This window comes from Thiohalocapsa sp. ML1 (genome assembly GCF_001469165.1).
GTDB lineage: Bacteria > Pseudomonadota > Gammaproteobacteria > Chromatiales > Chromatiaceae > Thiohalocapsa.
On record NZ_JABX01000043.1, the window covers coordinates 35327 to 51815 of the forward strand.

A 16489-nucleotide genomic window follows, 5' to 3' on the forward strand; every position below is an offset into this window, starting at 1 on the left:
GATCATCACGTCGTGAACAGCGAGTCAGCGCCGCCAGCGACTGCGGCGCCGGGCGTCGATGCAGGCGCGCCCGGTGACCTGATCAGCCTGTTCCGCGCTGCCGCGCGGGGGCATCCGGAGCGCGCGGCGGTCTTTGCCGATGCGCCTATTTGGACCTTCTCCGCGCTCGACATCGCCACCGACGGCGTTGCCGCCGGGCTGGCCGAGCGCGGCGTCGCACCCGGCGAGCGCGTCGCGCTGTACTGCCCGAACGGCGCCGATTTCGTCGTGGCCTATCTCGGTTGCCTCAAGGCGGGCGCCATCGTCGTGCCCGTCAACCTGCTGCTGAACCCGCGCGAGATCGCCTTCATGCTGCGCGACAGCGGCACGCGGGCGATCTTCATCCACGCGGCGCTGGCCGATACCGCGGCGAGCGCGCTGGCGGATGCGCCGGACCTGAGCCTGCGCATCGGCATCGGCTTCGACGACGACGTGCCGCTGGTCGGCTGCCACCTGCACGAGCTGGTGCAACCGGCGCCAGCACCGTCGCTCGCACTCGGTCCGGCCGACGATGCGCTGATCCTCTACACCTCCGGGACCACCGGCCGACCCAAGGGCGCGGTGCTGACCCACGGGAACCTGGCCGCGAACGCGCTCGCCGTCGCCCGCACCCTCGGCGTCAAGCCGGGCGTGGACCGGGTGCTGGTGGTGCTGCCGATGTTCCACGCCTTCGCCGGCACCGTCGGCGTGCTGATGCCGCTCCTGGCCGGTGCTGCCATCGTGCCGGTGCCCCGGTTCGACCCGCAGGCCATCACCCAGGCCATCAAGCTGCACCACGCTACCATCTTTCTGGGCGTGCCGAGCCTGTATGCCGTGCTGCTGCGTCTCGGCGACGACAGGCTGGCCGCCTGGAAGTCCGTCCGGCTTGCGATCTCCGGTGGGGCGGCGATGCCGGTGGCGCTGCTGGAGGCCTTCGAGGCGCGCTTCGGCGTGCCGATCCTGGAGGGCGACGGGCCCACCGAATGCGGCCCGGTGACGGCCGTGAACCCGCCGGATGGGCCGCGCAAGCTGGGCTCCATCGGCCCGCCCATCGCGGGCGTCCAGATGCGCATCGCCGATGCGGACGGCAACACGCTGTCCGACGGCAAGTACGGCGAGGTGTGCGTGAAGAGCCCCGCCGTCATGCGTGGCTACTGGAACCTGCCGGAGGAGACGGCGCAGGCCTTCTTTGATGACTGGTTCCGCACCGGTGATCTCGGCTGGCGCGACGCCGACGGCTACTTCTACCTCGTTGACCGGATCAAGGATCTGGTCATCAGCAACGGCATCAACGTCTATCCGCGCATCATCGAAGAGGTGTTGATCCGCCATCCGAGCGTTGCCGAGGTCGCCGTTGTGGGCGAGCCGCACCGCAGCCATGGCGAGATCCCGGTGGCCTATGTCACCGCGGCCCCTGGGCTGGCCATCGACACCGCCGCGCTTAAGGCCTGGTGCCGCGAGCACCTGGGCAGCCATGAGATCCCGCGGCGCTTCGAGGTGCTGGATGCGCTGCCGAAGAACGCCACGGGCAAGATCCTGAAGCGGGAGCTGCGGCGCGGCGGTGAAGCGGAGCGGGGCGTCGGTTAGGGCTTCTTGCCGTCTTCATCGAAATCGGTATCGACATCGCGCCTCTCATCGCCGTACCTAGACTGCGTGACGGCGCCAAATGCATGCAGATGAGTCAAGTTTCACGACGACAAGGCGCTTGAGGGAAAAAGGGCCGACGGCCAAGGGAGCCCTCCTTCGCCCTCGGCCCTTGGCCCCTGATTCACCTGCGGCGACGACCGGAGAGCGCAAAATGCGCGCCGCGTCCTGGTCGGTCTGAGGCTTCGCCTCGCTAGTGTCATGTCGTGTCGATCCCGGTAGCGATATCGATTTCGATCCCGATTTCGACAGCAATTTTGATGCCCTTGACGTCAGGTCTCGCTGTGCTGACTCGATCCCGGGAGGGTACCGGTGCTCACCGCGGCGATTGCGCCTTGCGGATACGCTCTGCCTCTTCCTCGCTCAGGGTCCGGGCGTCTGCCTCGATCAACGCCGGGATATCGTCGACGATGGGGTAGGCAAGGCGGGCCGCCACCGAGATCAGTTCCTGTGCCTCGCGGTCGTAGACGAGGGGCCCCTTCGTGACGGGGCAAACCAAGATGTCCAGCAGTTTCTTGTTCAGCATCGGGCGGTCTCCGGGGTTGCATGGGCCACATCGTGGTGGGCCAGAGCGCGCAAGTCTAAGGGCTTTTCTGCCGGCAGCCGAGCCCCGTTCGGTGCAAGCAGCGTTCCGCCCGATTGGACGCAAGGTCGGGCAACGTCCCGCTCGGACGAAGGGGCGTGCGGCGGCAGCCCGGAACACCCGACGGCTGAACGACGACACGGCGCTTGAGGGAAAAAGGGCCGAGAACCAGGGGCCAAGGGAGCCCGCCTCGGCCCTCGGCCCTCGGCCCTTGGTTCAATGGTGACGCAGATGGGCACATTTTTCCGCCGCCCGACGGAAAGGGCGTGGACGCGCGACGCGCATTGCGTCGCAATTTGCAAATCTACCCTCCCAAACCCGGACAAGTCGGCATAACTCCCTGATCTTTCATATAGGGGATTTTCTGGTCCGGAATCTGCGTATTGGACAGCGAGGCGGTGATTGCAGCTCCCCGCCTTCAGGACCCTCGATCGAGTGCGAACGCCCCGGCAGCGGACGGCGCAGGAGACGATTCGGCAAGATGCCAAGAAGGGGTTTCCAGCGAGGCTGCAGAGCGTACGAAGGCCGCCAAGAGACGCACTAGGGTAACTCGCTGGACGCTTCGGGGGCTGGCAAGGTTGCATCGCCGCAGCCCCATCTACAGGACGCGGCCCGGCCGTCGGACGGGCCGCTTGGAGACGGCATCCATCGACTGCTGATCCGGACGGGGCGCTGCCGCGGTATGAGAACAGCAACAATTTGGCCGGCATGCAACGCATGCCGGCCTTTTTTTCGGCCGCGCCGGCGGCGTGGCCTAGGGCGCGCCTGCGGCGCGCCGGGTCACATCACCAGCCGCCGCGGCCACCACGGCCGCCGCGGTCGCCACCACCACCACCACCGCTGCCACCACGCTCGCTGCGCGGCTTGGCCTGGTTCACGCGCAGCGGCCGGCCCTTCAACGGTTGGTCGTTCAGCGCCTTGATCGCCGCATCCGCCTCGCTGTTGTCGGGCATTTCGACGAAGCCGAAGCCCTTCGATTCGCCGGTGAACTTGTCGGTGATCAAGTTCGCGCTGTCCACCTGCCCGAAGGCGGCAAAGGCTTCGCGCAGGTCTTCCTGGGTCACGCTGTAGGGCAGGTTGCCAACATAGATATTCATCGAGCTCGTCTCATGAGAAAGCACGCATCGTAGAAAAGGAAACCGCCGCACGGCCGATGCGCAAATCGCGCTGCGGTTCCAGCCGGGATCGTGGTACCGGCACTGGTGGGCGGTGCGAGCGATCGCACTGACCCAGGTGGGCGTCCTGCCGCCGCACGTGCATGCACCCGGAGGTGATGTCGCGCGTGTCGAGCCGGCAGCGACTTGTCGCCACGGCTCGGCCATTGCGTTGATGTGAGGCGCTCATGCCCCGGCCGCGCCACTGTCCGGGAGTTGGCGTTGGCGGGGATTGCGACTCCAAGGGCGAAGCGTCGGCCGGGCATCATTCGATCAAGGTCGAGCCAAAGGACGGACTCAGCAGAGGGCGCCTTGCATCAGTGGGTTGGGAGCATACACTGGTCGCAGAAGCGAAGAAAGACGATTCGATCGGGCGGGGTGGGCGCTGACGGTTCGGGATTTCTCCGCAAGCTTGCGCAGTTTCGATGCTGCCTGCGCGGCGGCAGCGGACCACGCCGGCATCGGCGGGGTGCCGAGGCCGAGGGCGCCGGTGCTGATCAGGCGCCTCAGCCGAGGTGCGGCCGGGCGAGGTATTGCTCTGTCTGCATCTCCACGAGCCGGCTTTTGGTGCGCTCGAAGGCGAAGGCCATGTCCCGCCCACGGTAGAGCGCATCCGGCGCGGCGTCGGCGCTGCAGATGAGCTTGCAGGAGCGGTCGTAGAGGGCATCGATGAGCGTCACCAGGCGATGGACGCGGTCGCTCTGCTCGTCATCCAGTGGCCGCAGGTTGGCCAGCAGTACGGTGTGGAAGCATCGGGCGAGCTCAACATAGTCGTTCTTCGAGCGCGGGATGTTGCAGAGCACGTCGAAGTCTAGCCAGGCGACGCCCGCGTCCCGGGCCACGACGGGGATGGGGCGGTCGTTCACGACGATCGGCTCGCGAGAGCCGGCGCTGCCCGTCGTCAGCGCGGCGAACGCCCGCGCGAGGTCCGTGTCGGCCGCGGCGCCCGCCGGCATGCGGTAGACCGACGCCTGCGCCAATTGCCGCAGCCGATAGTCGGTGGGGCTGTCCAGCTCCAGCACGCGGCAGTGGCGCTCCAGCAGCGCGATGGCGGGCAGGAAGCGCTGGCGCTGCAGGCCGGCGCGGTAGAGCCCGTCCGGGGGCACGTTGGAGGTGGTCACCAGCGTGACGCCGTGCCGAAACAGCGTCTCCAGCAGGCCCGCCATCAGCATCGCGTCGGCGATGTCGTTGACCTGCATCTCGTCCAGGCACAGGACCCGCGCCTCCGCGGCCAGCTTGGCGCCGATGGGCTCCAGCGGGTCGCGCTGGCCGGCGACGCGGCGGAGCTCCGCGTGCAGCTCCTGCATGAAGCGATGAAAGTGCACGCGCCGCTTCGCTGTCAGCGGCAGCGCCGCAAAGAACAGGTCCATGAGCCAGGTCTTGCCGCGCCCGACCCCGCCCCAGAGGTAGAGCCCGGGCACCGGTGTCGCGGCGTCGGCGCGCCCGAGCAGGCGGCGGCCCCAGCGCCGCACCGCGCCGCCGTCGGCAGCCCGGTTCGCGTCGGCGGCGCCGAGCGCCGCGTGCAGCTCGTCCAGCACCGCGACGGCGCGCCGCTGGGCCGGGTCCGGGTCCATGCGTCCGGCATCCAGCGCGGCCCGATAGCCGGCGCCCGGGGTCATGGGTGGGCGTTGGCGGTCATTCCGGCACCGGCACGTCGGGCACGTCCGAGCAGTCGGCGTTCATGCCCTGCACCTGGCGCTCGGCGCGGGCCACGTCGATGAAGAGCCCGATGTCGCGCTCGCGCCGGTACTCGGTCAGCGTCCGCTCCTCGGCGGCCTCCCAGGCCTGCTCGAGCTGCGGGTACAGGGCCTCGGCGCTGACGGTGTCGCCTAGGTCGCGCAGGATCGCGACCTTGAGCGCGAGTCCGCGGTAGATGTTCTCGGCGCTGCCGGTAGCGATGGCGTTGTCCGCAAGCTGCAGCGCCTGCGCGTGCAGGCACTTGCCGAACGCGAGCACGGCCATGCGGTTGCCGGGGCCGAGGGGGTCTTCGCCGCAGCCGCCGGCGAGCAGGGTGGCGGTCAGGGTGGCGGTCAGGGTGGCGGCGGTCAGGAGTCTTCGGGAGTTGCGCATTCGGGTAGGTCTCAGGGATGTGGTCCGGCGACGGCGTCGGCGGGCGTGGCAAGCGCGTCGGCAGCGGGCGTCTCGACGGCGCTCAGCGCCACGCGCTTGGCCGCGGCAAAGTCGGTCTTGCCACTGCCGAGCTTCGGTACCGCGTCGACGCCGATGATGGCGGCAGGCAGCAGGAGCGGGCTCATGCCGGCGTCGATGAGCCGGCCGCGCACGCGCTCGGGGTCGGCGCCCTGTGCGATGAGCAGCACCACGCGCTCGCCCTTCTTTGGGTCCGGCAGTGCGACGGCGCAGAGCTCCAGCTCGGGCTCGCCCAGGGCCTCGCGGGTCGCCGCCTCGACGACGCCCAAGCTGACCATCTCGCCGCCGAGTTTCGCGAAGCGCGAATAGCGATCGACGATGGTGAGGAAGCCGTCCGCGTCCAGGTGGCCTTGGTCGCCGGTCTTGTACCAGCGCTGGCCGTCCAGCTCAACGACGGCCGCCGCGGTGCGCTCGGGGTCGTTGAGGTAGCCCTTCATGACCTGCACGCCGCCGATCAGGATCAGGCCGTCCGTGCCGGTGGGCAGCGGGGCGAGCGTCGCCGGGTCCACGATGCGGAAGCTCGTGCCCGGCAGCGGCATGCCGACACTGCCGGCTCGGCTGCCTGTCTGCACCTTCCAGTTGGCGAGCTCAATGGCGTCCGGCACGTTCACGCTCGCCACCGGCGTGGTTTCGGTGGCGCCGTAGCCCTCGTAGATGCGCTTGCCGAACTTCACCGCAAAGGCGTCGCGCACGTCCGGCGACAGGCGCTCGGCGCCGGCGACGACGAGTCGCAGGCTCTCCAGCATCAGCGGGTGCACCTTGCGGTTCTTGACATACAGACGCAGAAACGTGGACGTGCTGCACAGCACCGTGGCGCGGTAGCGGGCGATGGCCTTGGCGCTGCCGACGGCATCGGTGGGGTCCGGGTGACAGACCATCGGGATGCCCTCCAGCAGCGGCAGCGCGGTGGTCGCCGTGAGACCGAAGGCGTGGAACAGCGGCAGGTTGGACAGCATCAGGTCGTCGGTTTCGGTGTTTAGCACGTCCGCGATCTGCCGCACGTTCGCGAGAATGTTGCGGTGCGTCAGCTCCACGCCCTTCGGCGCACCCTCGCTGCCGGAGGAGAACAGGATCGCGGCGGTGTCCTCCGGGTGCCTGCGGTGGCCGTAGAGCAGCAGCAGGAGCCAGGTCGGCAGCAGCATGCCGGCGGCGAGCGCGCCGAGCCCCTGCGCGCGGCCGATGCCGGCGCGGATGTCCTCCATCCGATGCAGCGTCGCCCCGGCGAGCAGCGCCTCGGCGTCGATGCCGCGCTGGCCGAGCTTGCGCAGAAAGCGCTCTGCCGTGACCACGTGCCGGATGCCGGCGCTCGCGAGCGCGGTCTGCAGGGCGTCGGGACTCGCCGTGTAGTTGAGGTTGACGACGGTCTTGCCGGCGAGCCAGCCGGCCAGGTTCGCGATGACGCCGGCGCTGGAGGCGGGCAGCAGAATGCCGACGTTCTGCTCCGGGCAGCGCCGGGCGATGGCGCGCGCGAACAGCAGCACGGCGGCGATGAGGCGGCGATTGGTGAGTGCGGCGCCGGTGGAGTCCAGCACCATCGGCGCGCCGAGCCGCTGTCGCGCGACGGCGAGCCAGGCCGCGGGCAGCGTCGGCAGCGTGCGCACGTGCTCGGCCCAGGAGCTCACCGACAGCTCGAACACCGCCTGCTTCACGCGCTGCGCGTTGCTGGTGATGGGCAGCGGCGCGCCGAAGGCGACGATGACGTCGCGCACGCGCCCGCGGCGGCTCTCCTTCAGCTTCTCGCTGGCGTTGGAAAACCGGCTGCCCCAGAGCCCGCGCAGATAAAACGGCAGGATGACGCCGTCGGCGCCCGCGGCGGCCAGTTCGAAGCCGCGCTTGAACTCGCCGAGCTGCGCGTTCTTGCTCAGCGTGCCTTCCGGGAACACGCACACCACCTGGCCCTGGTTGATGAGATCGGTCACGGCATTCAGCGCATCGCGGCTGCCGGCGCGGGAGATCGGCACGACGCCGAAGACGTCCAGGAACCACTTGAGCCACCAGCGCTCGTAGATGACCCGCTCCATGACGAAGCGCACCGGACGCGGGCTCGCCATCTGCACCATGGCCCAGTCGATCCAACTGATGTGGTTGCCGAGCATCAGCACGCCGCCCTGTGCCGGCAGGTTGTCGAGGCCGATCACCGACAGCCGGTAGCGCGTCGCCATGACCCGGCCGATGAAGAACCGCATCAGCGATTGCGGCAACTGCAGCACCGTGTAGACGGCGCCGACCAGGGCGACCACGGCCAGCGCCACCATGATCGCGCGGCTGCCCGCGTCCGCCAGCGCCGAGGCGACGGTGACGATGAGGCCGCCGAGCATGATCCAGTTCAGGATGAAGTTCTTCGCGGCCAGCACGCGGCCCAGCTCGCGCTCGCCGGCGTTGAACTGGATCAGCGCATTCAGCGGCACGATGAACATGCCGGCCAGGAGCCCGAGCGCCATGAAGTTGAGCCCGTGCAGCCAGGTCACGCCGATCATGGGCAGCACGAACAGCGTCGCCGCGATGCCGAGCGCGCTGAACGGGATCAGGCCCGTCTCGACGTGGTCGCGGGCGATGCGCCCGGCGATGGCCGCGCCGACGATGATGCCGATGCCGGCAAACGCCATGACGCCCTGAATGACCACGGTGTTGGTCTCGCCCAGGTTGTCCTCGACGAAGGCCGGAAAGGCCGCGAGCAGCACCTGCGAAATGCCCCAGAACACGCCCAGGCCGATGATCGAGAGCCAGATCACCTGGTTGTCCCAGGCCGCGTGCAGGTTGTGCCGGAGATAGCGCCCGCTCAGGTACTGGCCCCAATGGAAGCGCAGGGCCGGGTCGCCCGGGCGCTTGTCCGGCAGCCGGTAGGCCATGGCCACCTCCACCAGCGAGCCGAGCACCAGGAACCAGCCCACCGGGGCGACGCGGCGCAGGATCTCGTCGGGCGCGAGCCCGGTGCCGCCGATCTCGCCGGCGGGGCCGGCGAGCAGCATCTCGAACAGCACCGAAAAGCTCAGGATGCCGGCGAGGATGGCGATGCTGGAGCTCGCCTGCACCCAGGCATTGGCCGGCGTCAGCGCCTCGGTGCCGCACAGCTCCTTGATGTAGCCGAACTTCGACGGCGAGTAGATCGCGCTCTGCAACGCGAGCACGAAGGTCATGACGAAGGCGGGCCAGAACAGCCCGAGGTAGTAGCAGAGCGTGATGCCGAGCGTGATGCCGACGGCGACCCAGGCCGAGAGGCGCATGACGCGATTCTTCGGCCAGCGGTCCGCGAGCCAGCCCGAGGGCGTGAACAGCAGGATGAACGGCAACAGGATCAGCGCGTTGACGAGCGCCGTGAGCCAGATCTGCTCCGGCCCGTCGTAGGCCTTGAACAGGGTGTTCTGGATGATGATCTTGTGCCCGAGATCGACAAAGCTATTCAGGAACACCACCGCGACGAAGGGCAGGAATCCTGGCATCCGGGTCAGCGTGGTCATCGGCGGGCCTCTGCGGGCGCGGTCGGGGATCGGGCTCTGGCGCCCGCATTCTATCCCTTGCGTTGCAACCCGCGGCCGCCCGGTGTAGACAACAGTGGCGGCGGCGCCGATACGGCGGCAGCGGAGGCGAGCACGATGAGCGAAGCACTAGTGTGGCGAGAATCCTATGCCACCGGCGTCGGGTTGCTGGACGACCAGCATCGCGAGCTGGTGCGACTGATCAACCGGCTACTCGACCCGGGCGATGACATCGCCGTGGGCGCGCGGCTCGATACGCTGCTCGCGCATCTGCGTCGGCACTTCGAGACCGAGAATGTGTTCCTGCGGGCCATCGACTATCCGCTCGCGGAGGAGCACATCCGCGAGCACACGATGCAACTGGCCGAGCTCATCGATCTGCGCCGGACCGTCGCCCGTGCGGCGCAGGGCTTGAGCGCCGACGACCGCGCCGCGATCCGCCACTGGTTCTTCAACCACGTGGTCGCGGAGGACCGGCGCTTCGGCGCCTACTATCGCCGCGTCATCTGCGGCGCGGCAGAATGACATGACCCATACTCGTGCTGCCGGTGCGTGACGACGCCCGGTGCGCTGCACCCGCCGATCACGGAGATTCCAGCCTATGTTCAACGCACTCTGGGGCGACATCCTGCGCGGCCGCTTGCAGCAGTTGCCGTTTCTCGGCTGGTACCTCGTGCTGGTCCTGATCGCGATGGTGCTCGCCTTCGGCATCGGTGCCGGCATCGGTGCCGCCGGGCGCATGGCGGGCGGGGAGCCGCTGTCCGACGAGCTGGCGCCGGTCGGCAGCCTGGGCGAGATCGGCGTGCTTGCGGTGTCCGCGCTGTTCGCGCTGCTGCTGCTCGGGCAGCTCAACATCATGGCGAAGCGCCTGCGCGACACGGGGTTGTCGTCGGCGTGGCTCATCGTTCTGGGCTGGCTGGTGCTCGCCGGGCTGCTCGCCCCCGCGGGCGGCGGCTTGCTGAGCGGCCTGCTCAGCCTCGTCATGCTCGCGGTGCTGCTGCTGGTGCCGAGCGACGCCTTCCGCCCCCCGGCACGCCGGTAATCGCCGCCCTGGGTACGCCGACTTCAGTCGGCCCCTCCCGGGTACGCCGACTTCAGTCGGCCCCTCCCGGGTACGCCGACTTCAGTCGGCCCCTCCCGGGTACGCCGACTTCAGTCGGCCCCTCCCGGGTGCGCCGACTTCAGTCGGCCCCTCCCGGGTGCGCCGACTTCAGTCGGCCGCATCCGACGCGGGCTCAATGCCCGCGTCGGATGCTCGGAAGCACCGCCCTACCAGCCGAAGCAACGCTCACGTTTCCAAATAATCCACGCAAACCCAACCCGCCCCAAAACGACGCAACCGTCCGCCGTCGCCACGGGCAACGCACCGCCGTTGGTGCAGCGTCGGCGGCTGCGGCAGGCCGCACCGCCGTACTCGGTACGAAAGGCACTTTTCTTGCTGCACCGCAGCGCGCTGGGGCGCTAGAGTACGCGCCTACTCGCCATATCCTCCCTGCTGTCCCGGAGCCAGCACAGCATGTCCATCCTCGTCGCGCTGAACCATAAGACCGAATACCGCTTCGACCGCTCGGTGAACCTCGGGCCGCACACCGTTCGGTTGCGCCCGGCGGCACACTGCCGCACGCCGATCCGCTCCTACTCGCTGCGCATCGAGCCGGAGCAGCACTTCATCAACTGGCAGCAGGACCCGTTCGGCAACTATCTTGCACGACTCGTGTTCCCGGAGCCGGCACGGATGCTGTCCGTGGAAGTGGACGTCATCGCCGAGATGGTGACCATCAACCCGTTCGACTTCTTCATCGACGAGTACGCCTTCAATTGGCCCTTCAAGTACGACCACCAGCTCACCAAGGAGCTCGGGCCCTACCTGGAGGTGAAGGAGAACGGCGCGCTGCTGAAGAAGTGGCTGTCCGGCGTCGATCGGACCTCGCGGGAGACGGTGTACTTCCTCGTCGATCTCAACAAGCGGCTGAACGAGGACATCGGCTACGTCATCCGCATGGAGCCCGGCGTGCAGACCTGCGAGGAGACGCTCAAGCTCGGCCGCGGTAGCTGCCGGGACACGGGCTGGCTCCTGGTGCAGATCCTCAGGCATTTGGGCCTCGCCGCACGCTTCGTCTCCGGCTATCTGGTGCAGCTCACGCCGGACGTGAAGGCGCTCGACGGCCCGAGCGGTCCGGAGCGCGACTTCACCGACCTGCACGCCTGGGCCGAGGTCTACGTGCCCGGCGCCGGCTGGATTGGGCTCGACCCCACCTCCGGCCTGTTCGCCGGCGAGGGCCACATCCCGCTCGCCTGCACGCCGGACCCGATCTCGGCGGCCCCCATCACCGGGGCCACGGACAAGTGCGACGTCACCTTCTACTTCCACAACCGCGTCAAGCGCATCCACGAGGACCCGCGCGTCACCAAGCCCTACACCGATGAGCAGTGGGCGGCCATCGAGGGCTTGGGCCACCAGATCGACGCGGAGCTGACCGAAAACGACGTCCGGCTCACCATGGGCGGCGAGCCCACCTTCGTCTCCATCGACGACATGGAAGGCGCGGAATGGAACATCGCGGCACTCGGGCCGACCAAGAAGCTGCTGGCCGAGGATCTGCTGCTGCGCCTGCGGCGCCGCTTCGCGCCCGGCGGCATGCTGCACATCGGCCAGGGCAAGTGGTACCCGGGCGAGCAACTGCCGCGCTGGGCGCTGTCGTGCTACTGGCGCAAGGACGGCGAGCCCATCTGGACCGACGAGGCGCTGTTCGGCAACGAGCATGAGAGCGACGGCCTAGAGCCGCCCGACGCCGAGCGCTTCATCCGCACGCTGGCGACCAAGCTCAGCGTCAAGCCGGAGCACGCCGAGCCCGCCCACGAGGACGTGTTCTATTACCTGTGGAAAGAGGCCCGGCTGCCGGTCAACGTGAACCCCCTCGACAGCAAGCTCAAGGACCCCGTCGAGCGCGCCCGCGTCGCACGCATCTTCAGCCAGGGACTCGACCACACCGTCGGCTACGCGCTGCCGCTGCGTTGGGCCGGCCTGCCGACGCGCGAGCAGGGCGGCGGCTGGGTCAGCGGCAAGTGGACGCTGCGCGACGGCAACCTGTTCTTGATCCCCGGCGACTCGCCCATGGGCTTCCGGCTGCCGCTGGACGCGCTGCCCTATGTGCCGGAGGCGGAGCTCGACACCCATCCGGAGCGCGACCCCTTCGAGCCCGTGCCGCCGCTCGCCGCCCGCTACGACGCCAAAGGCGACGAGATCGCGCGCCGCTACGGGCGCATCACCGAGCCCGACCAGCCGCGCGAGCCCTTCCAAGAGCAGGGTCCGCGCCCGGACCAGACCGCCCGGCGCTACGGCCGCGCAGCGCTCGCCGAGGACCATCGCCAGCCGCTCTCGGAGCAGTTGACCCTGCCGGACGACTATCCGCCGCAGCTCGTGCGCACGGCGCTCTGCATCGAGGTGCGCGAGGGGCGGCTCTACTGCTTCATGCCGCCGCTGACGCACATCGAGCACTGGCTCGATCTCGTGCACAGTCTGGAAGACACCGCCGCCGACACGGGCCTCAAGATCATCGTCGAGGGCTACGAGCCGCCGCGGGACCATCGCATCAACAAGCTCGCCGTGACGCCGGACCCCGGCGTCATCGAGGTCAACGTCCACCCGGCCTACAGTTGGGACGAGCTGGTGCGCGACACCGAGATCCTCTACGAAGAGGCCAGGCTCACGCGCCTGGGCACCGAGAAGTTCATGCTCGACGGCCGCCACACCGGCACCGGCGGCGGCAACCACGTCACCCTCGGCGGCCCGACCCCGGCGGACAGCCCGCTGCTGCGCCGCCCCGATCTGGTGCAGAGCCTCATCAGCTTCTGGCAGCACCACCCGAGCCTGTCGTATCTGTTCTCCGGCACCTTCATCGGCCCCACCAGCCAGGCGCCGCGCGTCGATGAGGCCCGCGACGACAGCCTGTATGAGCTCGCCATCGCCTTCCAGCAGATGCCGCAGGGGAGCGTCCCCCAGCCATGGATCGTGGACCGGGTGCTGCGCAACCTCTTGGTGGACGTGACCGGCAACACCCATCGCACCGAGTTCTGCATCGACAAGCTCTACTCGCCCGACTCCGCCAGCGGGCGCCAAGGGCTGGTGGAGTTCCGCGCCTTCGAGATGCCGCCGCACGCGCGCATGAGCCTCGCGCAAATCCTCCTGCTGCGCACCCTCGTCGCCCGCTTCTGGAAGGAACCCTACCGGCGAGCGCCGGTGCGCTGGGGCACCGAGCTGCATGACCGTTTCCTGCTCCCGCACTTCGCCCGGCAGGACTTCCAGGACGTCATCTGCGACCTGCAGCGCGCGGGCTATCCCTTCGATTCCGCCTGGTTCGATCCCTTCTTCGAGTTCCGCTTCCCGCACTACGGCGACATGATCGCCGCCAACGGCGTGCGCATGGAGCTGCGCGGCGCCATCGAGCCCTGGCACGTGCTCGGCGAAGAGGTCACCGCGCAGGGCACCTCGCGCTTCGTCGACAGCTCCGTCGAGCGCATGCAGGTCAAGGTGGACGGCATGCTCGGCGAGCGTCACGCGCTCACCTGCAACGGGCGGCGCGTGCCGCTGCGGCCCACCGGGCGGCGCGGCGAATACGTCGCCGGCATCCGCTTCAAGGCCTGGGCGCCGCCGTCGGGCCTGCACCCCACCATCCCGCGCCACAACCCGCTCACGTTCGACCTGGTGGACCTCTGGAACCGCGCCAGCCTCGGCGGCTGCACCTACTACGTCGATCACCCCGGCGGCCGGGCCGAAGAGCGCTTCCCGGTCAACAGCTACGAGGCCGAGAGCCGGCGCATCGCCCGCTTCCGCGTCCTCGGCCACACCCCCGGCGACATCGACCCGCCGGCGGAAGAGCCGGCCGGAGAGCATCCGTATACGCTGGATTTGCGGTGGACGCCTGGCTGTTAGGAGAGGGGCTAGGTGCTGGGGGCTAGGGGCTAGGGTGCCGCACCCCCAGGCCCGCACGCGGCGGCGGGACCGGGAGCGCCGGCGTCTTTGCCGGCAACTGGGACGGCCGGCGTCTCGCCGGCCGGTCAGTATCTCGGCACGGTTCTCTCGTCTTCGCCCCCGGTTGCGGTTACAGTCCTACCAGGTGGAGGCGACAACTAGCCTGACACAGGGGGCAGGAAGCGGTTCAGATACACCGCCGTGAACGGCGAGTCGCCGCCGGCGATGCCGCGCGGCAGGCCAGGGTCGTCCTTTTCGTGCAGAAAGATCAGGATGCCGCGAACATCGGTGTCCGGGTGCTCCTCGCCGAGCAGGCCGACCTTGGTGAGCAGGTTGTACCAGGCCCGCTGCACCCGCTGGGCCTGAAACTCGACGACATGGGTGGGCGCGTCTCCTGCCTGCGGCTCGAAGACGCCGTCGGCGCGGCGTTCCAGGGCCTTGAATGTGACGGAGTGGAATCGATACGGCCCCCGGAGCCGCAGGCCGCCGGTCAGAACCCGGAACGCCTCGGCGCCGGTGGAGAGCAGCGTGTAGATGGGCTCGTCGGTCTTCATGCCGTCGACTATCCGCCCGGCCGGGGCGCGATCTCAGCCCTGGGGCTGATCCGCCGGGCCGATCAGGCCGACGATACCGTCGGCGTCGAAGATGCCGTCGAGCCAGGCGTCGAGCTGCTCGGTCGAGGCGGCACCGATGCGTTGCTCGGCCCAGTCCGGCACGGCGCCGAAGCGTCGGCGCAGTTGGCGCAGCAGGGCCTTGGCCTTGCCCTGCACCTCGCCTAGGGCTTCGCCTTCGGCTTTGCCCTTTTTCTCGCCCTCGGCTTTGCCTCGACTGAAGATGTCTCGGTACGCGCGGGTCTCTTCCAATGGGGTCAGATGGGTAATCATCTTCAGGATCTCCTCCGCGGTGAGAGCGGTAAAGCGTTCGAACAGCCAGAATTGCAGCACCTCCGCGAGCCGGTCGCGGACCGGCTCGGGGATGGGGGCGGACTGGATCGCCTGCCAGAGCCGGGGCGCTTGGGCCTTGAGCACCTCGTCGCGCTCGATCACCAGCGGCGCCAGGACGGCGACAAAGGGGTTGTCGGGCTCCTGTTCCAGCAGCGCCGGCAGGAAGCGGTTCAGATACACCGCCGTGAACGGCGAGTCGCCGCCGGCGATGCCGCGCGGCAGGCCAGGGTCGTCCTTTTCGTGCAGAAAGATCAGGATGCCGCGGACATCGGTGTCCGGGTGCTCCTCGCCGAGCAGGCCGACCTTGGTGAGCAGGTTGTACCAGGCCCGCTGCACCCGCTGGGCCTGAAACTCGACGACATGGGTGGGCGCGCCTGCGGTCTGCGGCTCGAAGACGCCGTCGGCGCGGCGTTCCAGGGCCTTGAATGTGACGGAGTGGAATCGATACGGCCCCCTCAGCCGCAGGCCGCCGGTCAGAACCCGGAATGCCTCGGCGCCGGTGGAGAGCAGCGTGTAGATGGGCTCGTCGGTCTTCATGCCGTCGATTATCCGCCCAAGGGCGGGTTGGCCGGTAGGGGCGTTTGGCCGGTACGGTGGATAAGCGCAGCGCATCCACCGCTGCGGGCTGATTGATGGGTTTCGCTTTGCTCTACCCATCCTACGGCACTCGGATGATCGCGACGACGCTCCGGCGTCGTCGCGCATCCCCGGGCGCTCCAGCGCCCCGTGGCGACGCCGGGTCGCTCGGTTGCTGCCGCGATCACGCGCCGCTGGAGCGGCGCTCGATGCGTCACGGCGCTGGAGCGCCGTGACGATCAGTGGGCGGCGGTGACGATCAGCGTGGGGCTGATAGGGGTAGGGAAGGCTTGCGCTTCCCCTCCCTCCGAACCGTACGTGCGGTTCTCCCGCATACGGCTCTCCAGTCGGTTGGGTCTTCAACGAGATCGGCTCGCATACGCATGGGCTGTCGTCAGGGAGAACAGCCGGTGGTCCGCGAAGAAGGCATTTGGCCATCGTTGATGATCTTCGTGGGAGTGTCCGTGTCGCCCGTCCAACTTGTGCTGCCGCCTGAGAAGTGCGCGCAAGGGCCTTGATCATAACTCCGTCCACCCCCCGGTCATGCGGCCAGCGGAGTCAGGTAGGGCACCTTTGGCGTCGGCGGTCGGCGGTCGGCGGTCGTCGTCGGCGCGGGCGCGGCGGCAGCGGCATGCGCGCGATGAGCTGCTCGAACAGCGGCGGCGGCGCGCGACCGAAGAAGCGCTCGGCGGCGGTGGTGCCGTCGGGGCGGTGGATGTGGAAGTTGTGCACGGCGGTGAGCGCGGCGAGCTTGCGATCGCTGAGGCGATGACGGCCGTGGTGATGGAGCGAGAGCTGGCCGTTGCGGCCCTCCACCGCGGAGCTGGAGCGCTGAAACAGGTCGGCGCAATCGCCGGCGACCTGCTCGATAGATGCGCGCGTGTCGGTGTCGAGCGCCGGGATCAGTTGTCCGAGGACGGCCGGTTCGATGTCCGGCGCCAAGTTCAGTGCCTCAATGCGCTGCTGCACGGTGG

12 protein-coding genes are annotated in these 16489 nt (G+C 68.9%); 4 read left to right on the forward strand and 8 right to left on the reverse strand.

Annotated elements, in window-relative coordinates; genetic code table 11:
- The first annotated feature begins 12 nt into the window (after positions 1 to 12).
- Entirely contained in the window at positions 13 to 1605 is a 1593-nt protein-coding gene (locus ML01_RS21395; RefSeq protein WP_254045346.1) for a long-chain fatty acid--CoA ligase, read from the forward strand.
- A gap of 373 nt (positions 1606 to 1978) precedes the next feature.
- On the opposite strand, the gene ML01_RS21400 is transcribed toward ML01_RS21395, so the two are convergent.
- The 5 genes from ML01_RS21400 to ML01_RS21420 form a co-directional block, all read right to left on the reverse strand.
- The gene (locus ML01_RS21400; RefSeq protein ID WP_058557438.1) at positions 1979 to 2185 is read right to left on the reverse strand and encodes a Trm112 family protein; all 207 of its coding nucleotides are present in this window, start codon (positions 2183 to 2185) and stop codon (positions 1979 to 1981) included.
- Positions 2186 to 3030: 845 nt separating this feature from the next.
- Positions 3031 to 3342, reverse strand: coding sequence for an RNA-binding protein (locus ML01_RS21405; protein WP_058557421.1), 312 nt, complete (start codon positions 3340 to 3342; stop codon positions 3031 to 3033).
- 563 nt (positions 3343 to 3905) lie between these two features.
- Positions 3906 to 5018, reverse strand: a complete 1113-nt coding sequence (gene zapE / locus ML01_RS21410) for a cell division protein ZapE (RefSeq protein ID WP_058557422.1) — start codon at positions 5016 to 5018, stop codon at positions 3906 to 3908.
- A gap of 16 nt (positions 5019 to 5034) precedes the next feature.
- A complete protein-coding gene (locus ML01_RS21415; protein ID WP_058557423.1) occupies positions 5035 to 5469 on the reverse strand; it encodes a hypothetical protein in 435 nt (144 codons plus the stop codon).
- An 11-nt stretch (positions 5470 to 5480) separates the two neighbouring features.
- A complete protein-coding gene (locus tag ML01_RS21420; RefSeq protein WP_058557424.1) occupies positions 5481 to 9005 on the reverse strand; it encodes an acyl-[ACP]--phospholipid O-acyltransferase in 3525 nt (1174 codons plus the stop codon).
- Positions 9006 to 9140: 135 nt separating this feature from the next.
- On the opposite strand from ML01_RS21420, the gene ML01_RS21425 reads away from it, so the two are divergent.
- The 3 genes from ML01_RS21425 (at position 9141) to ML01_RS21435 (ending at position 13956) form a co-directional block, all read left to right on the forward strand.
- Positions 9141 to 9548: a bacteriohemerythrin gene (locus ML01_RS21425; protein ID WP_082674519.1), complete on the forward strand. Its 408-nt coding sequence runs from the start codon at positions 9141 to 9143 to the stop codon at positions 9546 to 9548.
- 76 nt (positions 9549 to 9624) lie between these two features.
- On the forward strand, positions 9625 to 10065 hold the full coding sequence (locus ML01_RS21430) for a DUF805 domain-containing protein (protein WP_058557426.1): 441 nt from the start codon (positions 9625 to 9627) through the stop codon (positions 10063 to 10065).
- A 474-nt stretch (positions 10066 to 10539) separates the two neighbouring features.
- The gene (locus tag ML01_RS21435) at positions 10540 to 13956 is read left to right on the forward strand and encodes a DUF2126 domain-containing protein (protein WP_058557427.1); all 3417 of its coding nucleotides are present in this window, start codon (positions 10540 to 10542) and stop codon (positions 13954 to 13956) included.
- Between the two features lie 197 nt (positions 13957 to 14153).
- On the opposite strand, the gene ML01_RS21440 is transcribed toward ML01_RS21435, so the two are convergent.
- The 3 genes from ML01_RS21440 to ML01_RS29750 form a co-directional block, all read right to left on the reverse strand.
- A complete protein-coding gene (locus tag ML01_RS21440) occupies positions 14154 to 14549 on the reverse strand; it encodes a DUF2887 domain-containing protein (protein WP_058557428.1) in 396 nt (131 codons plus the stop codon).
- 33 nt (positions 14550 to 14582) lie between these two features.
- A complete protein-coding gene (locus tag ML01_RS21445; protein ID WP_058557429.1) occupies positions 14583 to 15476 on the reverse strand; it encodes a DUF2887 domain-containing protein in 894 nt (297 codons plus the stop codon).
- A 597-nt stretch (positions 15477 to 16073) separates the two neighbouring features.
- On the reverse strand, positions 16074 to 16489 hold a 416-nt coding region (locus ML01_RS29750; protein WP_254045347.1), incomplete at its 5' end, for a DUF6399 domain-containing protein.

Bases quoted from the DNA above. Each gene is read 5' to 3' on its own strand.
- ML01_RS21440 (WP_058557428.1), bottom strand. From the start codon at position 14,549: ATGAAGACCGACGAGCCCATCTACACGCTGCTCTCCACCGGCGCCGAG.
- ML01_RS21405 (WP_058557421.1), bottom strand. From the start codon at position 3,342: ATGAATATCTATGTTGGCAACCTGCCCTACAGCGTGACCCAGGAAGAC.
- ML01_RS21415 (WP_058557423.1), bottom strand. From the start codon at position 5,469: ATGCGCAACTCCCGAAGACTCCTGACCGCCGCCACCCTGACCGCCACC.
- ML01_RS21430 (WP_058557426.1), top strand. From the start codon at position 9,625: ATGTTCAACGCACTCTGGGGCGACATCCTGCGCGGCCGCTTGCAGCAG.
- ML01_RS21420 (WP_058557424.1), bottom strand. From the start codon at position 9,005: ATGACCACGCTGACCCGGATGCCAGGATTCCTGCCCTTCGTCGCGGTG.
- ML01_RS21445 (WP_058557429.1), bottom strand. From the start codon at position 15,476: ATGAAGACCGACGAGCCCATCTACACGCTGCTCTCCACCGGCGCCGAG.
- ML01_RS21425 (WP_082674519.1), top strand. From the start codon at position 9,141: ATGAGCGAAGCACTAGTGTGGCGAGAATCCTATGCCACCGGCGTCGGG.
- ML01_RS21435 (WP_058557427.1), top strand. From the start codon at position 10,540: ATGTCCATCCTCGTCGCGCTGAACCATAAGACCGAATACCGCTTCGAC.
- zapE (WP_058557422.1), bottom strand. From the start codon at position 5,018: ATGACCCCGGGCGCCGGCTATCGGGCCGCGCTGGATGCCGGACGCATG.